The following is a 19,878-nucleotide window of genomic DNA, read 5'->3' as shown; positions in this document are numbered from 1 at the left end:
GTGGGAGCGAGCTTGCTCGCGATAGCGGAGTGTCAGTTCACATCAATGCAACGTGACCCGACGCCATCGCGAGCAAGCTCGCTCCCACAGGGTACTGTGTCGCCTACCGCTCACCCTGACGGGTCCTCCACAATCGACCACCTGTGCAAGAATAGACGCCAGCTATAGCGAATTGGCGCAGGACTCCCAGATGAACGCAATACCAACCGCCAGCGATGCCCAGGCCTTGATCGCCCGAATCGACTGGGCAAGCAGCCCGCTGGGCGCTGCCAGCACTTGGCCACAAAGCCTGCGAACCGCCGTGGACATCGTCATTCATTCACCGATGCCGATGCTGCTGTTATGGGGCCCGCAACTGACGCAAATCTACAACGACGGCTTCGCCCTGCTCGCCGGGAGCAAACATCCGCACGCTTTCGGACAACCGACACACCTGATCTGGCCCGAGTTGCAAGACTTCACCGACCCGATCTACAGCGCCGTCCTGCAAGGTCAGGTGCGCACCTACAGCGAGCAGCGCTTTACCCTGCAACGCGGGGGCCAGGAGTCTGACTTCTGGCTCGACCTGACCTACAGCCCGATCCGCGACGAAGGTGCCCAGGTGTCCGGGATCCTGGTCACCGCCATCGAAACCAACGAACGCCGGCGCATCGCCCTCGAACTCGAACAGCGCTCGGCGGCCAGCCTCAAGGCCCAGCGTGAAACCGAGGAACGCCTGCAACTGGCCCTCGCCGCCACCGATGCGGTCGGTACCTGGGACTGGGACATCAGCGAGGACCGTTTCATCGCCGATGCGCATTTTGCCCAACTGCATGGCATCGACCCGGCCATGGCCAGCCAATTGCCGATCAGTGAATACCTGCACGGCGTACACCCCGAAGACCGCGCGCTGATCGCCCGCAGCATCAAGCATTGCATCACCCATGGCACCGAATACGCCGAAGAGTATCGCCTGCTGCAAACCGACGGCCAGATGCGCTGGGTATTTGCCCGCGGTCGCTGCTACAAGGATCACCATGGCCGGCCAGTGCGCTTCCTCGGCGCCGCCCTGGACCTGACCGAGCGCAAACACACCGAACAGGCCCTGCGCCAGAGCCAGACCGAGCTGCAACTGATCATCAACGCCATGCCGGTCCTGATCAGCTACGTCGACCGCGAAGAACGCTTTCGCCTGAACAATGCGGCGTACCTCGACTGGTACGGGCTGACGCCGCAAGAACTTTACGGGCGAACCATTCTTGAGGTGCTCGGCGAAGAAGCCTATGCGCTGCGCGCCCCGCACATTAAGGAAGCGCTGTCCGGCAGGCCGTGCTGTTTCAGCATCAGCACGCCACACCGCGACGGCAGCATCCGCCAGGCCTTGATGAATTACCTGCCACGCCACGGCGCGGATGGCGCCGTGAACGGTTTCTACATCTTTGTGATCGACGAAACCGAGCGCAAAAAGACCGAAGAAGCCCTGCGTAACCTCAACGAAACCCTTGAAGAACGGGTTGCCGCCCGCACCCGCCAACTGGCCGAAGCCAACGAGCGCCTGCAAAACGAGATGTTCGAGCGCGAACGTGCCGAAGACGCCTTGCGCCATGCGCAGAAAATGGAAGCGGTCGGCCAGCTTACCGGCGGCATCGCCCATGACTTCAACAACATGCTCACCGGCATCATCGGCAGCCTCGACCTGATGCAACGCTACATTGCCGACGGCCGTGCCAGCGAGATCGGTCGATTCACCGAAGCGGCCGTGTCCTCGGCCAACCGCGCCGCCGCCCTCACCCATCGCTTGCTGGCGTTCTCCCGGCGCCAATCACTCAATCGCAAGCCGCTCAACCCCAACGAGCTGATCCACTCTCTGGAAGACTTGTTCAGGCGCACCAAGGGCGACCATATCGAGCTCGACCTGCAACTGGCCGAGAACATCTGGCGGGTCAACACCGATGTCAGCCAACTGGAAAACGCCCTGCTCAACCTGGTGATCAACGCCCGGGACGCCATGCCCGATGGCGGCGAGTTGCAGATCGAAACGGCCAACGTGTACCTCGACGGCAGTGACATGACGACCCTGGAACCGGTCAAGGCCGGTGACTACGTGATGATTGCCGTCAGCGACAACGGCACCGGCATGACGCCCTCGGTGCTGGCCAAGGCATTCGACCCCTTCTTCACCACCAAGCCCATCGGCCAGGGCACCGGTTTGGGCTTGTCGATGATTTACGGTTTCGCCCAGCAATCGGGGGGCCACGTCAGTCTGTTCAGCCTGCCGGGACGGGGCACCAGCGTGCGTTTGTACCTGCCGCGCCTGCATTCGACCGAGCCGGAAAAAGTTTTGTCGCCCGTCATCGGCGAGGCACCGGCGGCCATTGCCGGCGAAACCGTGATGCTGGTCGAGGACGATGCGGCGGTGCGCATGCTGGTATTGGACCTGCTCAATGAGCTCGGTTACCGAGCCCATGAAGCCGAAGATGCCAAGGGCGCCCTGCCGCTGCTGGAGTCGGACCTGCGAGTGGACCTGCTGGTGACGGACGTCGGGTTGCCGGGCATGAACGGCCGCCAACTGGCGGAAATCGCCCGTCAGCATCGTCCCGAACTGAAAGTGCTGTTCATGACCGGTTACGCCGAGATCGCCGCCGAGCGCCAGGGTTTTCTCGAAGAGGGCATGGACATGGTGGCCAAGCCGTTTTCCATCGATCTACTGGCCAACAAGATTCGCACGATGATCAGTCAACCGGACTGAGTTGAGGCATAATCGCGCGCCCCCCACTGCCGCCCACATAGCCACCACCGTTGCAAGGTACCGCCAATGAAAGCTCAAGCCCGCCATATTCTGGTGAAAACCTCGGAAGAAGCCGAGCAGCTCAAACAACGCATCGCCAAGGGCGAAGCGTTCGACGTGCTGGCCAAGAAGTATTCGACCTGCCCATCGGGCAAGCGCGGCGGCGATCTCGGTGAAGTGCGGCCGGGACAGATGGTCGGCGTGATTGATGCGGTGATCTTCAAGAAACCGCTGCGGGTGGTGCATGGGCCGATCAAGAGCAAGTTCGGGTATCACCTGGTGCAGGTGTTTTACCGGGATTGAGTGGCTGGTCAGGCCCCTGTGGCGAGGGGGCTTGCCCCCGTTCGAGTGCGCAGCACTCGTGAGTTCGCTGCACTCGGCATGTCAGATAAATCCGGTAGACAGGGTTTGGGGCTGCTTCGCAGCCCAACGGGGGCAAGCCCCCTCGCCACAAAGCCCCCCCTCGCCCCAGTTAATGCATTTCAATCTCTGGGAATCAGCGCCCCCGGCACCTGAATCACCCGGCTCGCCAACCGATGCCCGGCCTCGGCGGCTTGCGAAGGGCTGCCGCCCTTGAGCCGCGAAGCCAGATACGCCGCGCTGAACGAATCCCCCGCCGCCGTGGTGTCCACCACCCGCTCGACCTTCTGCGCCGGCACTTCGAACGACTCTCCATCACAACGAATCAGGCACTCTTGTGCGCCGCGCTTGAGCACCACTTCCGGCGTACCGATCTGCTCATACGCGGCAAACACCGCGTCAGCATCGGCATAACCAAACAACGCCTGTTCGTCATCCACCGTCAGCAACGCCAGGTCGACATACGCCAGCACACTGCGATATGCCGCCCGGGCGTCTTCGACCGATGCCCACAGCCGTGGCCGGTAGTTGTTGTCGAACACGATCCGCGCATCGCGCTGGCGGGCTTCGATCAAGGTTTCCAGCAGTTTTTCCCGACCTTGCGCTCCGAGTACCGCCAGGGTGATGCCGCTGAAGTACAGCACATCATAATCCGGCAGCGCGGCGAGAATCGGCGCGGCGGCCGGGGTGGTGAAGCAATCGCGGACGGCCGCTTCGTTGCGCCAGTACAGAAAGCGTCGCTCACCGGCGGCGTCAGTCTGGATGCAATACAAACCCGGTAGGCGTCCGGACAGACGCTGGACCATGGCGAGCCCGATATTTTCCGCCGCCCAACTCTGGCACATCGCGTCGCTGAAACTGTCATCGCCCAGGGCGGTGACGTAGTCCACGGAGCCGTCCTCTCCCAGTTCCCGGGACAGGTACACGGCCGTGTTCAATGTGTCGCCGCCGAAGCTCTGTTGCAGGCTGCCGTCGGCGCGATGCTGCAACTCGATCATGCACTCGCCGATCAGGGCGATGCGTGGAGTGTTGGGGCCCAGGGTGTTGATGGTGTTCATTGTTGTGGGGTCTCTGGTGTTTCGGTGTTGTCTGGTCGGCCGCCATCGCGAGCAAGCTCGCTCCCACATTGGATCTATGGCGTTTACAAAATCCCTGTGGGAGCGAGCTTGCTCGCGATGGCCGCAACTCGATCTCAAACCCTTAGAAACAGGTTTCCATGGTCTCGATGACGTTCAGTTGCTCATCCACCAGGCACCCGACACGCCACTTGTCGAACGTCAGGCACGGGTGCGAAGTGCCGAACGAAATGATGTCGCCCACCCGTAGATCAACCCCCGGTGCCACAGTCATGAACGCATGCTGGTCCATCACCGCAGTCACCCTGCAGACGCTCACATCATCGCCTTTGGCCGGCACGACGCCCGCCTTGTAGCGCAGCAATGGCACCGGCAAACCGGCGTCGTAGGCCACGTCGCGCTTGCCCAGGGCAATCACCGCAAACCCCGGCTCCGGCAGCGACTGCACGTGCGCCCACACCTCCAGCGCCGGACGCAGGCCTTCGTGCAGGTCGCTGCGACGGTCGAGCACGCAGCACTGCGCTTCCTTGTAGATGCCATGGTCATGGGCCACGTAACTGCCGGGACGCAGCACGCTGAGGAAACGCCCGGCGGCGTTCTGCGCTTCAAACGACTCGGCAATCAGGTCATACCAGGCCGAACCCGACGCGGTGATGATCGGCTTGGGAATGGCGAATGCACCGCTGTCCTGCAACTGCACCGCCAGGCGCACCAGTGACGCGGCGAAATCGCGGATACCGGTCACCGCGTGATCGCCGTGAATCACCCCTTCGTAGCCTTCGATCCCGGTCAGGGCCAGCGCCGGTTGCGCGGCGATGGCCTTGGCCAGGTCGAGCACTTGCTGCTCGCTGCGGCAACCGCAGCGACCACCGACCACGCCGTATTCGATCATGACGTTCAAACGCACGCCACGGGAGGCGAAATAGGCGCCGAGGTCGGCGACGTTGTCCGGGTGATCGACCATGCAATAGAAGTCGAACGTCGGGTCGGCCAGCAGGTCGGCAATCAGCGCCATGTTCGGCGTACCGACCAACTGGTTGGCCATCAGCACCCGGCGCACACCATGAGCGTAGGCCGCACGGGTTTGGGTGGCACTGGCCAGGGTGATGCCCCAGGCACCGGCGTCCAGTTGGCGCCGGAACAGCGCCGGGGTCATGCTGGTTTTGCCATGGGGCGCGAGTTCCGCTCCGCTGTCGCTGACGAACGCCTGCATCCAGCGAATGTTGTGTTCCAGCGCCTCGCGGTGCAGTACCAGCGCAGGCAGGCTGACGTCACGCACCAGGTTCGCGCCCTTGGGTGCGGTGCCTTTTTCCACGGCGGCAGTATTGGGGGCAGAAGACATGGTCGAACTCCTCGTTCACGCGGCCGCAGGCAGCCGCTGTTATTCGTTGATGCGACGGGCCAGGCTATTGGCGCTTTCGATCAGCACCCGGCGGTAGTCGTTGTAGTTGTTCTTGGCATCGGCCCGGGGGGCGACGATGCACAGGGTCGCGATGGCCACGCCGTTGGGGTCTTTGACCGGTGCGGCGAAGCAATGGGTAAAGGTGTCGGCGACGCTATCGAAGGAAAAGAAACCATCGATACCGGCCTGACGGATTTCCTTGAGAAATTGTTCCAGCGGCAAGTGTTCGCCATTGGGCAGGATGAAGTCGTCGTGGTCGATCAGGTCGACGATTGCCTGGTCGCTCAGGTGCGCCAGCAGCAAGCGCCCGGATGCGGTCCAGGGGATGGGCGCGTTTTCGCCGATGTCCGAGGAAATGCGGAAATGCCGCTCCCCCTCCTTCATCAGCGCAACGGTGTACTTGCGCCCGTTGAGCAGGCACATCTGCGCCGTTTCACGGGTCTGGCTGACAATTTCCTGCAAGGCGTGATCGGCCTCGCGAGTCAGGTCGAAATGTCGCAGGTGTGCCTGCCCGAGAAAGTACAACTGGCGACCGAGGTAGACATGACCGTCCTTACCCACCGGCTCCAGGATGCGTCGTTCCAGCAGCGAGGCCACCAGTTCGTAGACCGTGGATTTGGGGCTGCCGATGCCGTTGGCGATGTCGTTCGGGCGCAGGGGCTGGCCGATCTCCTTGAGGAAATCGAGGATATCGAACGCCCGGTCCAGCCCGCGTGCCCGGCGCTTGATGGTGTCTTCGGTCATTTCAGTGGTTCCCATTCATGGTCGCCGGGAGTTTACCCAGTGTGCCGCGCTGATCGTTAGGCCGCCTTCGCGGGTAAGCCCGCTCCCACAGGGGATGGTGGTGTGTCTGCAATCTGTGGCAGCACACAAACCTGTGGGAGCGTGGCTTGCCCGCGATGGGCGCGACTCGGTTCAAACCTTTTTCTTGTACGCAATGCAGTCGATCTCGACCTTGCAGTTGACCATCATGTTCGCCTGCACACAGGCCCGCGCCGGGGCATGTTCTGGCTTGAAGTACTCGGAGAACACCTTGTTGAAGCTCCAGAAATCCCGCGGGTCTTCCAGCCACACGCCGGTACGCACCACGTCTTCGAGGCCATAACCGGCCTCTTCAAGGATAGCGATCAGGTTCTTCATGGTCTGGTGAGTCTGCTCGACGATACCACCGACAATGATCTCGCCATCCAGCGCCGGCACCTGGCCGGACACGTGCAACCAGCCATCGGCTTCGACAGCGCGGGCGAATGGACGAGGCTGACCACCCCCGGCGGTGCTGCCGGTGCCGTAACGAGTAATGCTCATGGGTGTTTCTCCTGACTGGAAGTTATTGTTCCGCTATAGCGGAATTAATTGTGCAATAACGGAATAAGCGGCAGAAAGTGTGCCACAGGATGTGGAGGGAATGTGAGAGGGATTGAAGTTTGTTTTGAATCAGAGGGACGGGTATCTGGTTCTCAATTGGGTGCACATGACCCCACTCGAAGCAACACCCGCGACTCAGAGCAGCTTCATTGGACAACCGCCCACCCGACTGCTTTATTCTATGTTCAGGAAATTACCGGTTTTAGCAGCCGTGACGTGTTCGGCGTGCGCGGTCCCAGGAGGGTTGATGTCATTTAAAGTCATGATGGTTTTCGGTACGCGTCCGGAGGCCATCAAGATGGCCCCCCTGGCACGGGTCCTGCGCAATTGGCCAGGTATAACCCTGAACATCTGCTCCACAGGCCAGCACCGGGAAATGCTCAAGCAGGTCCTCGACTCGTTCGAGCTGACGGTCGATGAAGACTTGCAGGTGATGACCCAGGGCCAGACCCTCAACGGTCTCTCCGAACAATTGCTGGGGCATCTCGACAAAGCCTACGAGCGGGTGCATCCGGATATCGTGCTGGTACACGGCGACACCACCACCAGCTTCATTGCCGCCCTCGCCGCCTTCAATCGCCAGATACCCATCGGCCACGTCGAGGCAGGTTTGCGTACCGGTAACTTGCGTGCACCCTGGCCTGAGGAAGCCAACCGGCACCTGACCGGTGTCATCGCCGACCTGCATTTCGCGCCGACCACCATCAGCCAGGACAACCTGCTGCGCGAAGGTGTGTCCAAGGCCAACATCGAGGTCACCGGTAACACGGTGATCGATGCGCTGGTATGGATGCGCAAACACCAGCAGGAAATCCACTGGCACCCGGCCGCCGACTCGCCGCTGGCGGTGCTCGACGACAACAGGCGCATGGTGCTGATCACCGGGCATCGCCGGGAGAATTTCGGCGGCGGCTTTCGCAACATCTGCCTGGCTCTGGCCACCCTTGCCGAACGTTATCCCGATGCGCAATTCGTCTACCCGGTGCACCTCAATCCGCAGGTGCAAAAGGCGGTCTACAGCGTCCTCTCGGACAAACCCAATATCTATCTGGTGGCGCCGCAGGATTACCAGCATTTCGTCTGGCTGATGGACCGCGCCTATTTCATTCTCACCGATTCCGGTGGCATCCAGGAGGAAGCACCGGCCATTGGCAAGCCGCTTCTGGTGCTGCGCGATGTCACGGAGCGGCCATCGGCGCTCGAAGGCGGGACCGTGGTGCTGGTGGGCACCGACACCGACCGCATCGTCAGGGAATCGAGCCTGTTGTTCGATGATGAAGCCACCTTCCAGCGAATGAGCCGGGTCCATAGCCCCTATGGCGACGGACACGCCAGCGAACGCATCGCCAATCGCCTCGGCATCTGGCTCAAACACCGCACGGCGGGTAAAGCCGTATGAGCCTGGTGTTTGTCGACTTCTTTGCCTATGTGTTGTTCGGTCTCAAATACCTCGCGATTACCCTGGCCCTGCTGATGTTCATACTCGGCCTCGATGACCTGTTCATCGACCTGGTGTACTGGACCCGCAAGCTGATCCGGCGCTGGCGGATCTATGAAAAATTCGACCGAGCCGATGAGCAACGGCTGTATTCCATCGGCGAAAAACCCCTGGCGATCATGGTGCCGGCGTGGAACGAAGTCGGCGTGGTCGGTGAAATGGCGCGCCTGGCCGCCTCGACCATCGACTACGAGAACTATCAGATTTTCGTCGGCACCTACCCCAACGATGCCGAGACCCAGGCCGACGTCGATGCGGTGTGCCTGCATTATCCCAACGTGCACAAAGTGGTGTGCGCCCGTCCCGGTCCTACCAGCAAGGCTGACTGCCTGAACAACGTGATCGACGCCATCCTGCGCTTTGAAAACGATGCAAAGATCCAGTTCGCCGGCTTCATCCTGCACGATGCCGAGGACGTGATTTCGCCCATGGAGTTGCGCCTGTTCAACTACCTGCTGCCGGCCAAGGACCTGATCCAGATTCCGGTCTATCCCTACGCGCCGGAATGGCATGGCTTCACTGCCGGGCACTACGTCGACGAGTTCGCCGAGAACCATGGCAAGGACGTCATCGTGCGTGAAGCACTGACCGGGCAAGTGCCCAGTGCCGGGGTCGGCACCTGTTTCAGCCGTAAGGCCATCAGTGCCCTGCTCGAAGACGGTGACGGTATCGCCTTCGACGTGCAGAGCCTCACCGAAGACTACGACATCGGTTTCCGCCTCAAGCAAAAAGGCATGAAGTGCATCTTTGCCCGTTATTCGGTGACCGACCCGAAACTGGCACTGGAACAACCATGGGTGTTCGGCATGGACCGCGCCTTTTCCCAGGTGATCTGTGTGCGCGAGCACTTTCCCCGGGACTTGCAGTACGCGATCCGGCAGAAGTCGCGCTGGATCGTCGGCATCGTGTTCCAGGGCACCAAGAATCTGGGCTGGAGCAGCAAAGGCCTGCTCAATTATTTTCTGTGGCGCGACCGCCGTGGCCTGATTGCGTACCTGTTGAGCTTCCTGGTGAACATACTGCTGGTGGTGTTGCTGGCGATGTGGCTGGTCACCGTGATCGCGCCGAACGCCTGGCGGTTCCCGTCGATCCTCTCTGACAGCACGTTGTTGGCGGGCCTGCTGTGGCTCAATGGCTTCATGCTGCTCAACCGGCTATTCCAGCGCGGTTGGTTTGTCACCCGTTTTTACGGACTCGGCGAAGGACTGCTGTCGGCGCCCCGGATGGTGTGGAGCAATTTCGTGAATTTTTTCGCCAACGTTCGGGCGTTGCGCCAGGTGATGGAAATGGGCGATTCGCATCGCGTCGCCTGGGACAAGACCACCCATGAGTTTCCGGCCCTGGCTGAAGCCCAGCGCACCCCGCTGGGCCATCGTCTGGTGGAAAAAGGCCTGCTGTCTGAAGATCAACTCGAAGCCGCGATCACCAACCCGGTACGCCGACGCCTGGGTCAGGAACTGCTGCTGCGCGGGCACATCGACACCACGCAACTGGTGCAGGCCCTGGCCGAACAACTGGACCTGGAATGGGCGCCACTCAATCCGTTCAAGCTCGACAAACGCCTGATCGATGCCGTGCCGCGCAAAATCGCTACACACTACGGTGTGTTGCCGGTCGCCGAGGAGAACGAAACCCTGGTGCTGGCCTCCGAAGGTCCGGTGAGCCAAGTGTCCCTGGGCGCCATCAGCCGTCAACTGAAACGCCCGGTGCGTTGCCGCCTTGCACCACAAGGCCGGGTGACGCTGGGGATCCGCTACTGGTACGCCAGCCCTCGTCAAAGCGAGGAAGTGCATCAGATGCTTGAGGTGCTTGAGCAAAATCAGGACGACGAAGACCTGATTGAGCGCGTCAGCCATCACCAAGTGTTGCTGGGCAATCTGTTGCAAGTACGCGGCATGGTGCCGCCAACCCTGTTCAATCAGGCGCTGATCGATTTCGATGCGGAAAAAATGTCTCTCGGTGAACACTTGATTGAACGCGGCATGATCACACAGGAAATCCTCGAACAGGCCCTGGTCGATCAGACGAGCGAGCAGCACGCAGCGTACTGCATTGCCCGGGAGGCCGCATGAAGCCTGTCCATCGTCAGACCTTGATGGCCGGTAGCCTGTTGCTCTGCCTGAACACCACGGCGTGGGTGCAAGCCGAACCCTTGACCGATTTCGATCAGTTCCGCAGTTACCCCTATATGGACCGCAGTTACCGCGAAGCGAAAAACGGCAACTGGAAGGAAGTCGAACGGCTGATGCGCCACCTGCTGAGCAAAGTGCCGCAAAACGATGAAGCACGGGCGTTACTGGTGCAGTCGCTGGTCAAGCAGCAACGCTACGAAGATGCCCTGCAAGCGCTGCCGGATACCCCGTCCAACAGCGATAGCCTGCTCAACCTGCGCCTGGCCTGGATCGAACAGGATCCGCCGGACAGAAAACAGGTGGAGCAATGGATAGCCTCCAGCAATCTGGAGCATCGCGTGCGCCTGTGGCAGGCCTACAGCGCGAGCCTGGCCAAGCGCGGCGGCGCGGCCTCGGCCCATGACTGGCTGGCGCAACTGCCACCCAAGGGTGATGAGCAAGCGCTGCAACAGGCCCGGGCCAACTGGTCCGAGCAACTGCGCGATTGGGATGGCACCATCAAGGAACTGGCGCCACTGGCCGCTAACCAACAACTCGATGCCCAAAGCTGGCAACGCCTGGCCAACGCCTACGTGCAACGCCTCGACGAGCAATCCTTGCAGCAACTGCTGCAAACAGCGCCAAGCCCGGAAGCCGCGCGCAAGACCCGGCTGGCCATGGTCGACCGGGCGATTGCCATGGGCCAGGTCCAGCAGGCGCAGCGCTGGATGCAATCGCTGCCGCCTGCCGATCTTGCCGACCCGGCGCAACGCCAGCGTCTGTGGGAACTGGCGCGGCAAACCGGCGACAGCGCCACGGTACAACGCTTGAGTGGTGAGCTGCAGCGGCCATGCCTGGAGACCGCCGACTGGCTGTCGCGTCGTGATCCGCAAGCTGCGCTGAGCCAGTTGAAAAGTTGCCAACCCGAAGAAAACCCGCAGGCCTGGCTGGTCCTCGCCCAGCGCCTGCAAGCCACCGACCTGCTGCAAACGACCCGTCTGCCGGAGCCTTGGGACACGCGACGCCGCGAACACCTGCTCGACGTCTGGCAGGATGAAGGCCGCAGCGACAAAGTCATGGCCTACCTCGCCAGCCAGCCGCAGACCGCCGACGTGGTCAAACGCCGCGCTGAACTGCTCCAGGCATCGGATCACGATACCGAAGCGGCGGCATTCTGGGAGCGGCATTACCAGCAGACCGGCAACCTCGATTCGCTCAACCAGGCTACCTACCTGGCGCTGAATGCCGGCCATCGTGAACATGCGCAACAGTTGCTCGAGAGCGCCTTCGACCGCCACGGCGGCAAGCTGCCGACGCCCCTGCTGCAAAGGTTGGCGGGGTTGTATGCCGCGTCGACACCGACCGCGGCACAACAGCAACGCATTGTTTCGCTGCTCAAGCGCGTCGACCCCGCCACTCGCGGGCAACTGCTGGCGCAACTGGCGGAAAACGGCCAGTGCGGCGCGGTTCAACAGGCCATCGGTGATCTCCCGCAAGCTGCGGGCGACTACCGCGCCCTCGGCCGTTGTGCAATGCCCGAGCGCCCCGGCGAAGCAGTGGTGTATTACCAGACCGCCGAAAAAATGGGTGACCAGAACACTCGCCTGCCACTCGCCTACGCCCTGGAGGCGGCCGGAGACTCGGCCGGTGCCCTGGCCATCTGGCGCAGCATTCCAGATACCGAACTCAGCGACAATGCCCGCCTCACCGCCAGCCGCGGCGCCCTGAATATCGGCGACACGCAAACAGCTGAACGCTACTGGCAACTAAGCCGCACCCGTGGTGCCAATGAGTGGACCTTGGGCGCGGCGATTGCCGATGCCCAGGGCGATCACACCCTCGCGCTGCAACGCCAGCGGTCCGCCCTGCAGCTGGTACCGGATGCCGAGCATTACTATGCGGCCTCGGTCACGGCGCAAAAGGCCGGCGACCTGCAACAAAGTACCGAATGGCTTGCCGAAGCGGCGCGCCGCGAACCGGACAATCCCCGTTATCGGGCCGACTACGGCGTGCGTCTGGCCGGTGCCGAGACCAAGGCAGCACGCGCCGGCTCCATCCCGTATCTGCAACGCGCCACCCAGGATTTCCCGGAAGACTATCGCCTCGGCGAAACCCTGGCCTGGCGTTATGACGAGGTCGAAGACAGCGCTTCGGCGCGCAAGGAACTGCGCCGGGTGATCGATCTGGAGCAGAACCCGGTGGCCGCCGATGACGAGGATGGCAGCATGGAAGCGCGCCGCTATCGCCAGCGTCGCGCCCACGAAAGCCTGTCCCGTCGCGACACAGTCACCATCGCCAGCACCTGGTCACCGGCCGGGATATCGACCAACGACATCCTGCGTCCCGACGACAGCATCGGCACACAGCGACGCTCCAGTTCACAGAACGTGCAACTGGCCATGTGGGACCACGCACTGGGCGATGAACCCAGCCGCGCCGGCAGCACGCTGTCGGTCTATGGCCGCGTGTTGCTTGGCGGCGTGGGCAGGTCGAGCTATGCCGAATCCCTGGGTACCGGCGTCGGCCTGCGCTACAAGCCCTGGGGCACCGCCAACATCAACTTCTATGGCGAGATCTACAAGCAAAGCCAGTTCGATGATCAGGACAACCATGGCCTGAGCCTCGGCCAGATGCTGGTCCCCGACAAGGTGTCCGATCAGGCCGAGGATCACCGCAATGATGGCCACACCACCACCGACTACCTGCTGCGGACAACCGCGTCGTTCCTTGATCAGGGTCGATTCCGCAACGATTGGCGGGTCGATGAAAGCGACTGGGAGGAGCGCTTCCTCTACCTCGACGCGGCGTGGTGGACCAAGGCCGGCGACCATCAATGGTTATCGCGCTTCCAGCAAGGGCACACCTGGAAACTTCCGTTCAACGGCGCACAAACGATCATGCCGTACGGCTTTCTCGAATTCGCTACCCAGGACCCGAGCAACGACTGGCGCCAGGATCTGCGCACCGGTCTGGGCCTGCGTTGGCAATGGTGGTTCGACGACGATGTCTACAACGCCTATCGCGCGCACTTGACGGTGCGCACCGAGTATCAACAAGCGTTGGGTGGCAATCTGTATGAAGGCGGCAACGGCGTGCTGGTGGGCGTGGAGTTGAATTTCTGATGAAGCGACTTCTTTTGGCCTTGTGCCTGTTGCTGGGCGCCGCGGCGACCCATGCCGACGAACGGATTTTCTATCAACCGCTCAATGTCGATGCCAACCTGAGCCAGGCGCAATGGCAGCGGATCTGGCAGGACAGCGCCCGCCAGGGCGTGCACACGGTGATCGTACAGTGGACGGCCTACGGCGATTCGGACTTCGGCGGTGCCGACGGCTGGCTTGCCCGCAGCCTGAAACAGGCCCAGGCCCAAGGCCTGAAACTGGTGCTGGGCCTGTACATGGACCCGGCCTATTACCAGCGTATCAATGAGCTTGACAGTGCCGGGCTGGCAACGTACTGGCAGACGCAACTGGGGCAGTCGCTGGCCCGGCAGCAGAAACTGCGCAAGGACTGGAAACTCCCCGTCAGCGGCTGGTATCTGCCCATGGAACTGGATGACCTGCACTTTCTGGCGCTGGATCGCCGACAAAGATTGCAACGCCAGCTCAAGGATTTTTCCGGCAAGCTCGACGCACCATTGCACATCAGCGTGTTCAACGTCGGCAAACTCGCGCCACAAGTGAATGGCCTATGGCTGGGGGAATTGGCGAACGCCGGAATCCAGGTGTGGTGGCAAGACGGTGCCGGCACCGGACGCTTGCCACCATTGATTCGCAATGGCTACGCCAATGCGCTGCCCTGCTCCATCGGCATCGTCAGGGAAGCCTTCCGGCAAGTCAGCGCTGCCGGACAACCCTTCCGTGCCGAACCGATGCCGCCACAAACCTCTTCACCGGGTTGCCACCCGACATCGGTTTTCTCCCTGCGCTACCGACCCTGGGGCAAGGTGATTCTCGACAACCAGCACAAGGGCAAGGTCGGCGATGTACAAAACCATTGAAGACGAAGTGCTGAAAAAATCGGCGCCGGCTGAGCTCAAGGCCGAGTTCCTCCAACATGAATTCGATCGGCTGCACACATTTTGCGTACTGATCTACATCGCCAGCATCGTGGTCTGGGTTGCTTACGACCTGATCCTGAGTTTCATCGGCGGGCAGCCATTCACCTGGCGTTCGCTGGTGTTCTTCGGTGTCTTCACCATTCTCGTCATCATTCTGCTGTTTATCCGCGACGCCCGGCACTTCCAGAAACTCAACCTGCTGTTTGTGCTCACCATTGCCTTCGGCACACGGCTGCTCATCGAAGGCCTGGGAAACGACCACCAACCGGCCTGGCTGTTGCTGGCTGCTTCGACCACCCTGTTCACAGCCTCGGTGTTGCCGCTGAGCCGCTGGTCATTCTTTGCCGCGCAGTTGGTGACCTGGTGGTTTCTCAATCCCTTCTACAACACCGGTATCGAACAGTTTGAACTGGGGGGCGTGATGGCCCTCAGTTACACGACATTTATCTGCGGCCTGACCCTCTACAGCTTCCTGACGCTGCACAAGGCCAAGCTCAACAACTTCATCATGTCCAGGCTGCTGCTGGACCAGGCCTACATCGACACCCTCACCGAAATCCCCAATCGCCGTTCGTTCATGACCCGCGCAAGCCTGCAGTTGAACAGCATGCCGCGGGAAAACGACCACTACCTGGCGATGATCGACATCGACAACTTCAAGAAGGTCAACGACGTCTACGGCCATGACATTGGCGATGAGGTGCTCAAGCGCATCGCGCAGGACATCAAGTCGGTGACGGCCCACCACGAATATGCGCGATTGGGTGGCGAGGAGTTCGCGATTTACCTGGCCGGGGTTAGCCGCGAAGACGTCGAGACGCTGGCCGGCGACCTGTGTCGGGTGGTACGCGAGCAACCCACTCGACACCCGGTGACCATCAGTATCGGCCTGGCCCGGGTGCTCGACGGTGACACACTGAACCAGGCGCTGATCAAGGCCGATGCGGCCTTGTATGAGTCAAAACATACCGGGAAGGATCGCTACACATTTCATCAATAAAGCTATCTATCCCACCTACTGCAAAGCGCCTCCTCATCGCTAACCGAGCGATGTGTGCCATCGAAAAAAGATCTGTTTAAACCCGACCAATCTGCTTGCTACTGTCAAATATGACAGTAGACGCTTCTGAGTAGGCAAGGAAATACTGGCGCCGCATCTGACTATCGAAACCAAAGGGGATCGAACATGAATACGGCGAGAACTTTATTTGTTTGCGCGACGCTGGGGATGGGTTTAACGGGTTGCAATATTGATCCGGACGCGACTGTTTCCACGGTCAGCGAAGAGTGCAGCAGCTTGGTCAATGGAAAGTACATCGGCCAGAATGGCCCTGAAGTTTGCATCACGACACCGCTTTCAAAAAGTGCCACATCCATCTCGGGCACGATCGTTGGGACCACGGCTACAGGCCCGTTCATGGTAACGGCGAAAACCAGCGATGACGTCATTTTGAAGCAGGTATCCACGCTGTCTAACGGTAACTTCACGATGTCACAATTGAATCTGCAAAACCTGCCAGGCAAGAGCATTTCATTTTCGGTTGTGGTAACGGGTGTAAGTTCACCGCCCACCAAACTGGTAGTCGGCCAGGAGCCACCGTCAAAATGTTCACAAGGAGCTCCGGGCTATCCGTTATGTGGCACTTATCCCGGCGCGATCTTTTTTCCAATCAAAACCTCCGTTACCACCATTTTCTCTGTTTCACCTGGGGAATTTTATACTGGGGCTACCTTGCTCCCGTCTTTCATGGGTTTAAGTACAACCCGCTGGAGGCCAGACCGATACATCAGCTTCTTACGAAACGTTTCTGCTCCCATAAAGCCGGGAGAGGAGCAAACCGTTTTTGCGACTATCGATAACACTGAGTCTTTTGCCTACCCTGTCACTCAAACTGTTTTGCCCGCTCAACAGTAAAAATCCCCCTTCGGGCCGGGCCTGGAGGGTGTCGATCCAACCCGGCAACTGCGCCTTGCCATGGGTCATCCGCGATGCGGTCAACCCGCTCAACTGCGCCAATTCACCGATCTTCATTGCGGGCCCATTTATCTGCTTGACATTAAAGTTAACTTTAAGGTTAGCCTCTGCTCATCACTACGAGGAGCCAAGCATGTCGCCCTTTCAAGCGTTGAATTTGCCCAACGGCCAGACCATCGGCAATCGCATTGCCAAAGCCGCGATGGAAGAGAACCTCGCCAATACCGATCAAGTACCCGACAAGGCCCTGCTTCGTCTGTATCAGGCCTGGGCCGAGGGCGGGGCCGGCTTGTTGCTGACCGGCAATGTAATGATCGACCGTCGCGCCATGACCGGTCCCGGCGGAGTAGCGCTGGAAGACGAGCGCCACCTGGAGCGCTTCCGCCAGTGGGCCAGCGCTGGTCGGGCCGGCGGTGCGCATTTCTGGGTGCAGCTCAACCATCCTGGCCGCCAGACCATGGCCAACCTTGGCCAGCAAGCTCTGGCGCCGTCGGCGGTTGCGCTGGATCTGGGCCCGTTCTCGAGGATGTTCGCCGAACCCAAACCCATGAACGCGGACGACATCCAGGAGGTGATCCGACGTTTCGCCACCAGCGCCGCACTGGCCGAGAAAGCCGGTTTTACCGGCGTGCAAATCCACGCCGCCCACGGCTACCTGATCAGCCAGTTCCTTTCGCCGCTGACCAATCGGCGCACCGATCAATGGGGCGGATCCCTGGAAAATCGTGCGCGACTGCTGTTGTCCGTCGTCGAGGCGGTTCGCCAAGCGGTGTCGCCGCAATTTTGTGTGTCGGTAAAACTCAACTCAGCAGATTTCCAGCGCGGTGGTTTCGATGCCGATGATGCGCGGCAAGTGATCCAGTGGCTCAACGAACAACCGATCGACCTGCTGGAACTCTCCGGTGGCAGTTACGAAGCACCTGCCATGCAAGGCGAGGCGCGCGACGGCCGAACCCTGGCGCGGGAGGCGTACTTTCTGGAAATGGCCGGCGAACTGGCCAGCGTGGCGCGGATGCCGGTGATGGTGACCGGCGGGATCCGGCGTCTGGCAATCGTCGAACAGGTCCTCGACAGCGGCCTTGCCATGGCCGGCATCGGCACCGCGCTCGCTGTGGAACCACACCTGGTCAAGCACTGGCGCGAAGGGCAGGACAGCCATCCGCAACTGCCGCCGATCCGCTGGAAACGCAAGCCCCTGGCGGCGCTGGCGAGCATGGCGGTGGTCAAATTCCAGCTGCATCGTTTGAGTCGTGGACGCAGAACCCGGCCTGAAGTCTCGGCGTTGTGGGCGTTGATTCTCGACCGGTTATACATTGGCAAGCGCACCCGGCAGTATCGGCAGGCGATGGGTAAGTAATCTGGAATTGATGTTGACTGACCCTCCGCTTTCGCGAGCAAGCTCGCTCCCACAGGGATCATTCGGTGTTCACAGACTTTGTGTTCACCCGGACCAATATGGGAGCGAGCTTGCTCGCGATGAGGCCCGTGCAGACAAAGCAAACTTCAGCCAGGAAGCAGCTCGTCAATGTGCCGATACTCGGCCTGCAACTGCGTCGCCAACACCCTGCTGCGCCCGAGCCGGATCGGCCCGCGCTCGATGTCGATCAGCACCCCCGGGCACTCCAGCACGGGCAACAACGGCCAGTCCTTCAGCCGTCCATCGGTCACCAGCAACAACCGCTGCTGCTCTGCCGGAAAACGCTTTTTCCGTGCACCAAGCCATCGCCCCGCTTCGCCCAACGCGGCCAGTAACGGCGTGCCGCCCCCGGCGCCAAGGCCATCGAGCCAATGGCGCAACCCGGTCGAGGCCTTCAATCCCTGCACCTGCCACTTCGGTGTAGCACCGCTGGCTGTGAGCAGCGCCAGACGCGCACGCTGGCGATAGGCATCGTCGAACAACTGCGCCAGCAAGCCCTTGGCATCGCTCAATGCCTGATGACGGCGGGTCGATGCGGAGGCATCAACGATCACCAGCCACAGTTCGTGGGGCGAGCGAGTTCGCAGCTGAAACAACAGGTCGTCGCGCTGACGCGGTCGGCCATTGAGCAATGTGCCAGGCCAGTTGACCGAGCCGCTACGGGCCGTATGACGCTTACCCTGTTTGCCGTGGTCCAGCCGCCCGGCTCGGGGTCTGGCATTCGCCCCCGCATCGGAGCGTGGGCGAATGCCTAGGGCTTTTTTGGCCAGCTCGGCACTTCACGTCGAGCACCGACCGCCAGCGCCTGGGCAGGCAACTCGCCCCACTGGCCCTGCCCTTCGCTCGGGTTGGCGTGCTGAGGCGCCGATTGTTGCGTCGCCTGGGATGACTGAGGCGTCGGTGCGCAATGTTCGCGACGGCGATGGCGCAAGGCGAACTCGGCGACTGCGTCGATATCTTCCTCGGCGATGGCGTTCGCCCCGCGCCAGGCAGCGTGAGCCCGGGCAGCGCGCAGCCAGACCAGATCGGCGCGCAAACCATCGACGCCAGCGGCGAAGCAACGTTCGGTGATGTGTGCCAGCGCCTGGTCGTCGAGGGGAATGCTTGCCAGTGCATTGCGTGCGTTCTGGCAACGGTCACGCAGAGTCGCCTGTGCGGATTCCCATTCGGCGCAGAAACCTTGCGGGTCGGCGTCGAAATCCAGGCGACGACGGATGATCTGACCACGCTCGACCGGCGCGGTGTGACCACCGAGGGCGACGTTCAAACCGAAACGGTCAAGCAATTGCGGACGCAGTTCTCCCTCTTCCGGGTTCATGGTGCCAATCAGCACGAATTTTGCCGAATGCCTATGGGAAATGCCGTCACGCTCTACCAGATTGGTGCCGCTGGCGGCCACATCGAGCAGCAGGTCAACGAGATGATCGGGCAACAGATTGACCTCGTCGACATAGAGCACGCCACCGTCAGCCTTGGCCAGTACGCCGGGGGAAAACTGTGCGCGACCTTCGCCCAGTGCCGCATCGAGATCGAGGGTGCCGACCAGCCGCTCCTCAGTGGCGCCCAGCGGCAAGGTGACGAACTGACCGCTGGCCAGCAGATCCGCCAGACCGCGGGCCAGCGTCGACTTGGCCATGCCCCGCGGGCCTTCGATCAGGACACCGCCGATTTTCGGGTCGATGGCGGTCAGGCACAGGGCCAGCTTCAAATCGTCGGCGCCGACCACGGCGCAGAGCGGGAAATGCGGGGTGTCGGTCATTGTTCTATCTCGGTCATGGTCGGTGATCTTACAGGCGCCCCAATCCCTGTGGGAGCGAGCTTGCTCGCGATGGCGGAATGTCAGGCAA

The 19,878-nt window shown here is 61.4% G+C and carries 15 protein-coding genes; 9 read left to right on the top strand and 6 right to left on the bottom strand.

The features are described from left to right. The first annotated feature begins 190 nt into the window (after window positions 1–190). Window positions 191–2,728 (top strand): PAS domain-containing hybrid sensor histidine kinase/response regulator, encoded by a 2,538-nt coding sequence (locus AC1RDQ_RS22825; protein WP_492588201.1) that lies wholly within the window; start codon window positions 191–193, stop codon window positions 2,726–2,728. 66 nt (window positions 2,729–2,794) lie between these two features. Beyond that, window positions 2,795–3,070 (top strand): peptidylprolyl isomerase, encoded by a 276-nt coding sequence (locus tag AC1RDQ_RS22820; RefSeq protein WP_007898282.1) that lies wholly within the window; start codon window positions 2,795–2,797, stop codon window positions 3,068–3,070. A gap of 179 nt (window positions 3,071–3,249) precedes the next feature. Here the strand turns inward: AC1RDQ_RS22820 and kdgK are convergent, their stop codons facing one another. The 4 genes from kdgK to AC1RDQ_RS22800 all read right to left on the bottom strand — a co-directional run bounded on the left by kdgK (window position 3,250) and on the right by AC1RDQ_RS22800 (window position 6,910). Then, window positions 3,250–4,185 (bottom strand): 2-dehydro-3-deoxygluconokinase, encoded by a 936-nt coding sequence (gene kdgK, locus AC1RDQ_RS22815; protein WP_492588200.1) that lies wholly within the window; start codon window positions 4,183–4,185, stop codon window positions 3,250–3,252. 142 nt (window positions 4,186–4,327) lie between these two features. Beyond that, entirely contained in the window at window positions 4,328–5,545 is a 1,218-nt protein-coding gene (locus tag AC1RDQ_RS22810; protein WP_154946729.1) for an amino acid deaminase, read from the bottom strand. Window positions 5,546–5,584: 39 nt separating this feature from the next. Then, a complete protein-coding gene (locus AC1RDQ_RS22805; protein WP_223502071.1) occupies window positions 5,585–6,349 on the bottom strand; it encodes an IclR family transcriptional regulator in 765 nt (254 codons plus the stop codon). Between the two features lie 171 nt (window positions 6,350–6,520). After that, complete coding sequence (locus AC1RDQ_RS22800) at window positions 6,521–6,910, bottom strand: RidA family protein (protein WP_492588199.1); 390 nt, start codon at window positions 6,908–6,910, stop codon at window positions 6,521–6,523. A 307-nt stretch (window positions 6,911–7,217) separates the two neighbouring features. Between AC1RDQ_RS22800 and wecB the strand changes: the two genes are divergently transcribed. The 7 genes from wecB (at window position 7,218) to AC1RDQ_RS22765 (ending at window position 17,971) form a co-directional block, all read left to right on the top strand. Next, entirely contained in the window at window positions 7,218–8,369 is a 1,152-nt protein-coding gene (gene wecB, locus AC1RDQ_RS22795) for a non-hydrolyzing UDP-N-acetylglucosamine 2-epimerase (RefSeq protein WP_057714588.1), read from the top strand. After that, window positions 8,366–10,540, top strand: a complete 2,175-nt coding sequence (nfrB, locus tag AC1RDQ_RS22790) for a cyclic di-3',5'-guanylate-activated glycosyltransferase NfrB (protein WP_492588198.1) — start codon at window positions 8,366–8,368, stop codon at window positions 10,538–10,540. Before wecB ends, nfrB begins: the two co-directional genes overlap by 4 nt. Continuing rightward, the gene (locus tag AC1RDQ_RS22785; protein WP_492588197.1) at window positions 10,537–13,701 is read left to right on the top strand and encodes an NfrA family protein; all 3,165 of its coding nucleotides are present in this window, start codon (window positions 10,537–10,539) and stop codon (window positions 13,699–13,701) included. The genes nfrB and AC1RDQ_RS22785 overlap by 4 nt, the downstream gene beginning before the upstream one ends. Beyond that, window positions 13,701–14,579, top strand: a complete 879-nt coding sequence (locus AC1RDQ_RS22780) for a DUF4434 family protein (RefSeq protein WP_492588195.1) — start codon at window positions 13,701–13,703, stop codon at window positions 14,577–14,579. The genes AC1RDQ_RS22785 and AC1RDQ_RS22780 overlap by 1 nt, the downstream gene beginning before the upstream one ends. After that, window positions 14,563–15,639 carry a GGDEF domain-containing protein gene (locus AC1RDQ_RS22775; protein WP_492588194.1) on the top strand — a complete coding sequence of 359 codons (1,077 nt, stop codon included), beginning with the start codon at window positions 14,563–14,565 and terminating at the stop codon, window positions 15,637–15,639. Before AC1RDQ_RS22780 ends, AC1RDQ_RS22775 begins: the two co-directional genes overlap by 17 nt. Before the next feature lie 186 nt (window positions 15,640–15,825). Next, the gene (locus AC1RDQ_RS22770; RefSeq protein WP_492588193.1) at window positions 15,826–16,554 is read left to right on the top strand and encodes a hypothetical protein; all 729 of its coding nucleotides are present in this window, start codon (window positions 15,826–15,828) and stop codon (window positions 16,552–16,554) included. A 193-nt stretch (window positions 16,555–16,747) separates the two neighbouring features. After that, window positions 16,748–17,971, top strand: coding sequence for an NADH:flavin oxidoreductase/NADH oxidase family protein (locus AC1RDQ_RS22765; RefSeq protein ID WP_492588192.1), 1,224 nt, complete (start codon window positions 16,748–16,750; stop codon window positions 17,969–17,971). A 146-nt stretch (window positions 17,972–18,117) separates the two neighbouring features. Here AC1RDQ_RS22765 and AC1RDQ_RS22760 read toward each other — a convergent pair whose 3' ends face one another. After that, a complete protein-coding gene (locus AC1RDQ_RS22760) occupies window positions 18,118–18,663 on the bottom strand; it encodes a vWA domain-containing protein (RefSeq protein ID WP_407516950.1) in 546 nt (181 codons plus the stop codon). 119 nt (window positions 18,664–18,782) lie between these two features. Then, on the bottom strand, window positions 18,783–19,790 hold the full coding sequence (locus AC1RDQ_RS22755; protein ID WP_492588190.1) for a magnesium chelatase ATPase subunit I: 1,008 nt from the start codon (window positions 19,788–19,790) through the stop codon (window positions 18,783–18,785). Window positions 19,791–19,878: the final 88 nt, after the last annotated feature.

Source organism: Pseudomonas sp. GW823-FHT02E01, from assembly GCF_058797535.1.
Note: the sequence above shows the minus strand (reverse complement) of the source record. Positions and strands in the feature narration are given on the sequence as shown.

Coding starts and splice junctions, on each gene's coding strand:
- AC1RDQ_RS22825 (WP_492588201.1), top strand. CDS start 191: ATGAACGCAATACCAACCGCCAGCGATGCCCAGGCCTTGATCGCCCGA.
- AC1RDQ_RS22770 (WP_492588193.1), top strand. CDS start 15,826: ATGAATACGGCGAGAACTTTATTTGTTTGCGCGACGCTGGGGATGGGT.
- AC1RDQ_RS22820 (WP_007898282.1), top strand. CDS start 2,795: ATGAAAGCTCAAGCCCGCCATATTCTGGTGAAAACCTCGGAAGAAGCC.
- wecB (WP_057714588.1), top strand. CDS start 7,218: ATGTCATTTAAAGTCATGATGGTTTTCGGTACGCGTCCGGAGGCCATC.
- AC1RDQ_RS22765 (WP_492588192.1), top strand. CDS start 16,748: ATGTCGCCCTTTCAAGCGTTGAATTTGCCCAACGGCCAGACCATCGGC.
- AC1RDQ_RS22785 (WP_492588197.1), top strand. CDS start 10,537: ATGAAGCCTGTCCATCGTCAGACCTTGATGGCCGGTAGCCTGTTGCTC.
- AC1RDQ_RS22755 (WP_492588190.1), bottom strand. CDS start 19,790: ATGACCGACACCCCGCATTTCCCGCTCTGCGCCGTGGTCGGCGCCGAC.
- AC1RDQ_RS22805 (WP_223502071.1), bottom strand. CDS start 6,349: ATGACCGAAGACACCATCAAGCGCCGGGCACGCGGGCTGGACCGGGCG.
- AC1RDQ_RS22775 (WP_492588194.1), top strand. CDS start 14,563: ATGTACAAAACCATTGAAGACGAAGTGCTGAAAAAATCGGCGCCGGCT.
- AC1RDQ_RS22780 (WP_492588195.1), top strand. CDS start 13,701: ATGAAGCGACTTCTTTTGGCCTTGTGCCTGTTGCTGGGCGCCGCGGCG.
- kdgK (WP_492588200.1), bottom strand. CDS start 4,185: ATGAACACCATCAACACCCTGGGCCCCAACACTCCACGCATCGCCCTG.
- nfrB (WP_492588198.1), top strand. CDS start 8,366: ATGAGCCTGGTGTTTGTCGACTTCTTTGCCTATGTGTTGTTCGGTCTC.
- AC1RDQ_RS22810 (WP_154946729.1), bottom strand. CDS start 5,545: ATGTCTTCTGCCCCCAATACTGCCGCCGTGGAAAAAGGCACCGCACCC.
- AC1RDQ_RS22800 (WP_492588199.1), bottom strand. CDS start 6,910: ATGAGCATTACTCGTTACGGCACCGGCAGCACCGCCGGGGGTGGTCAG.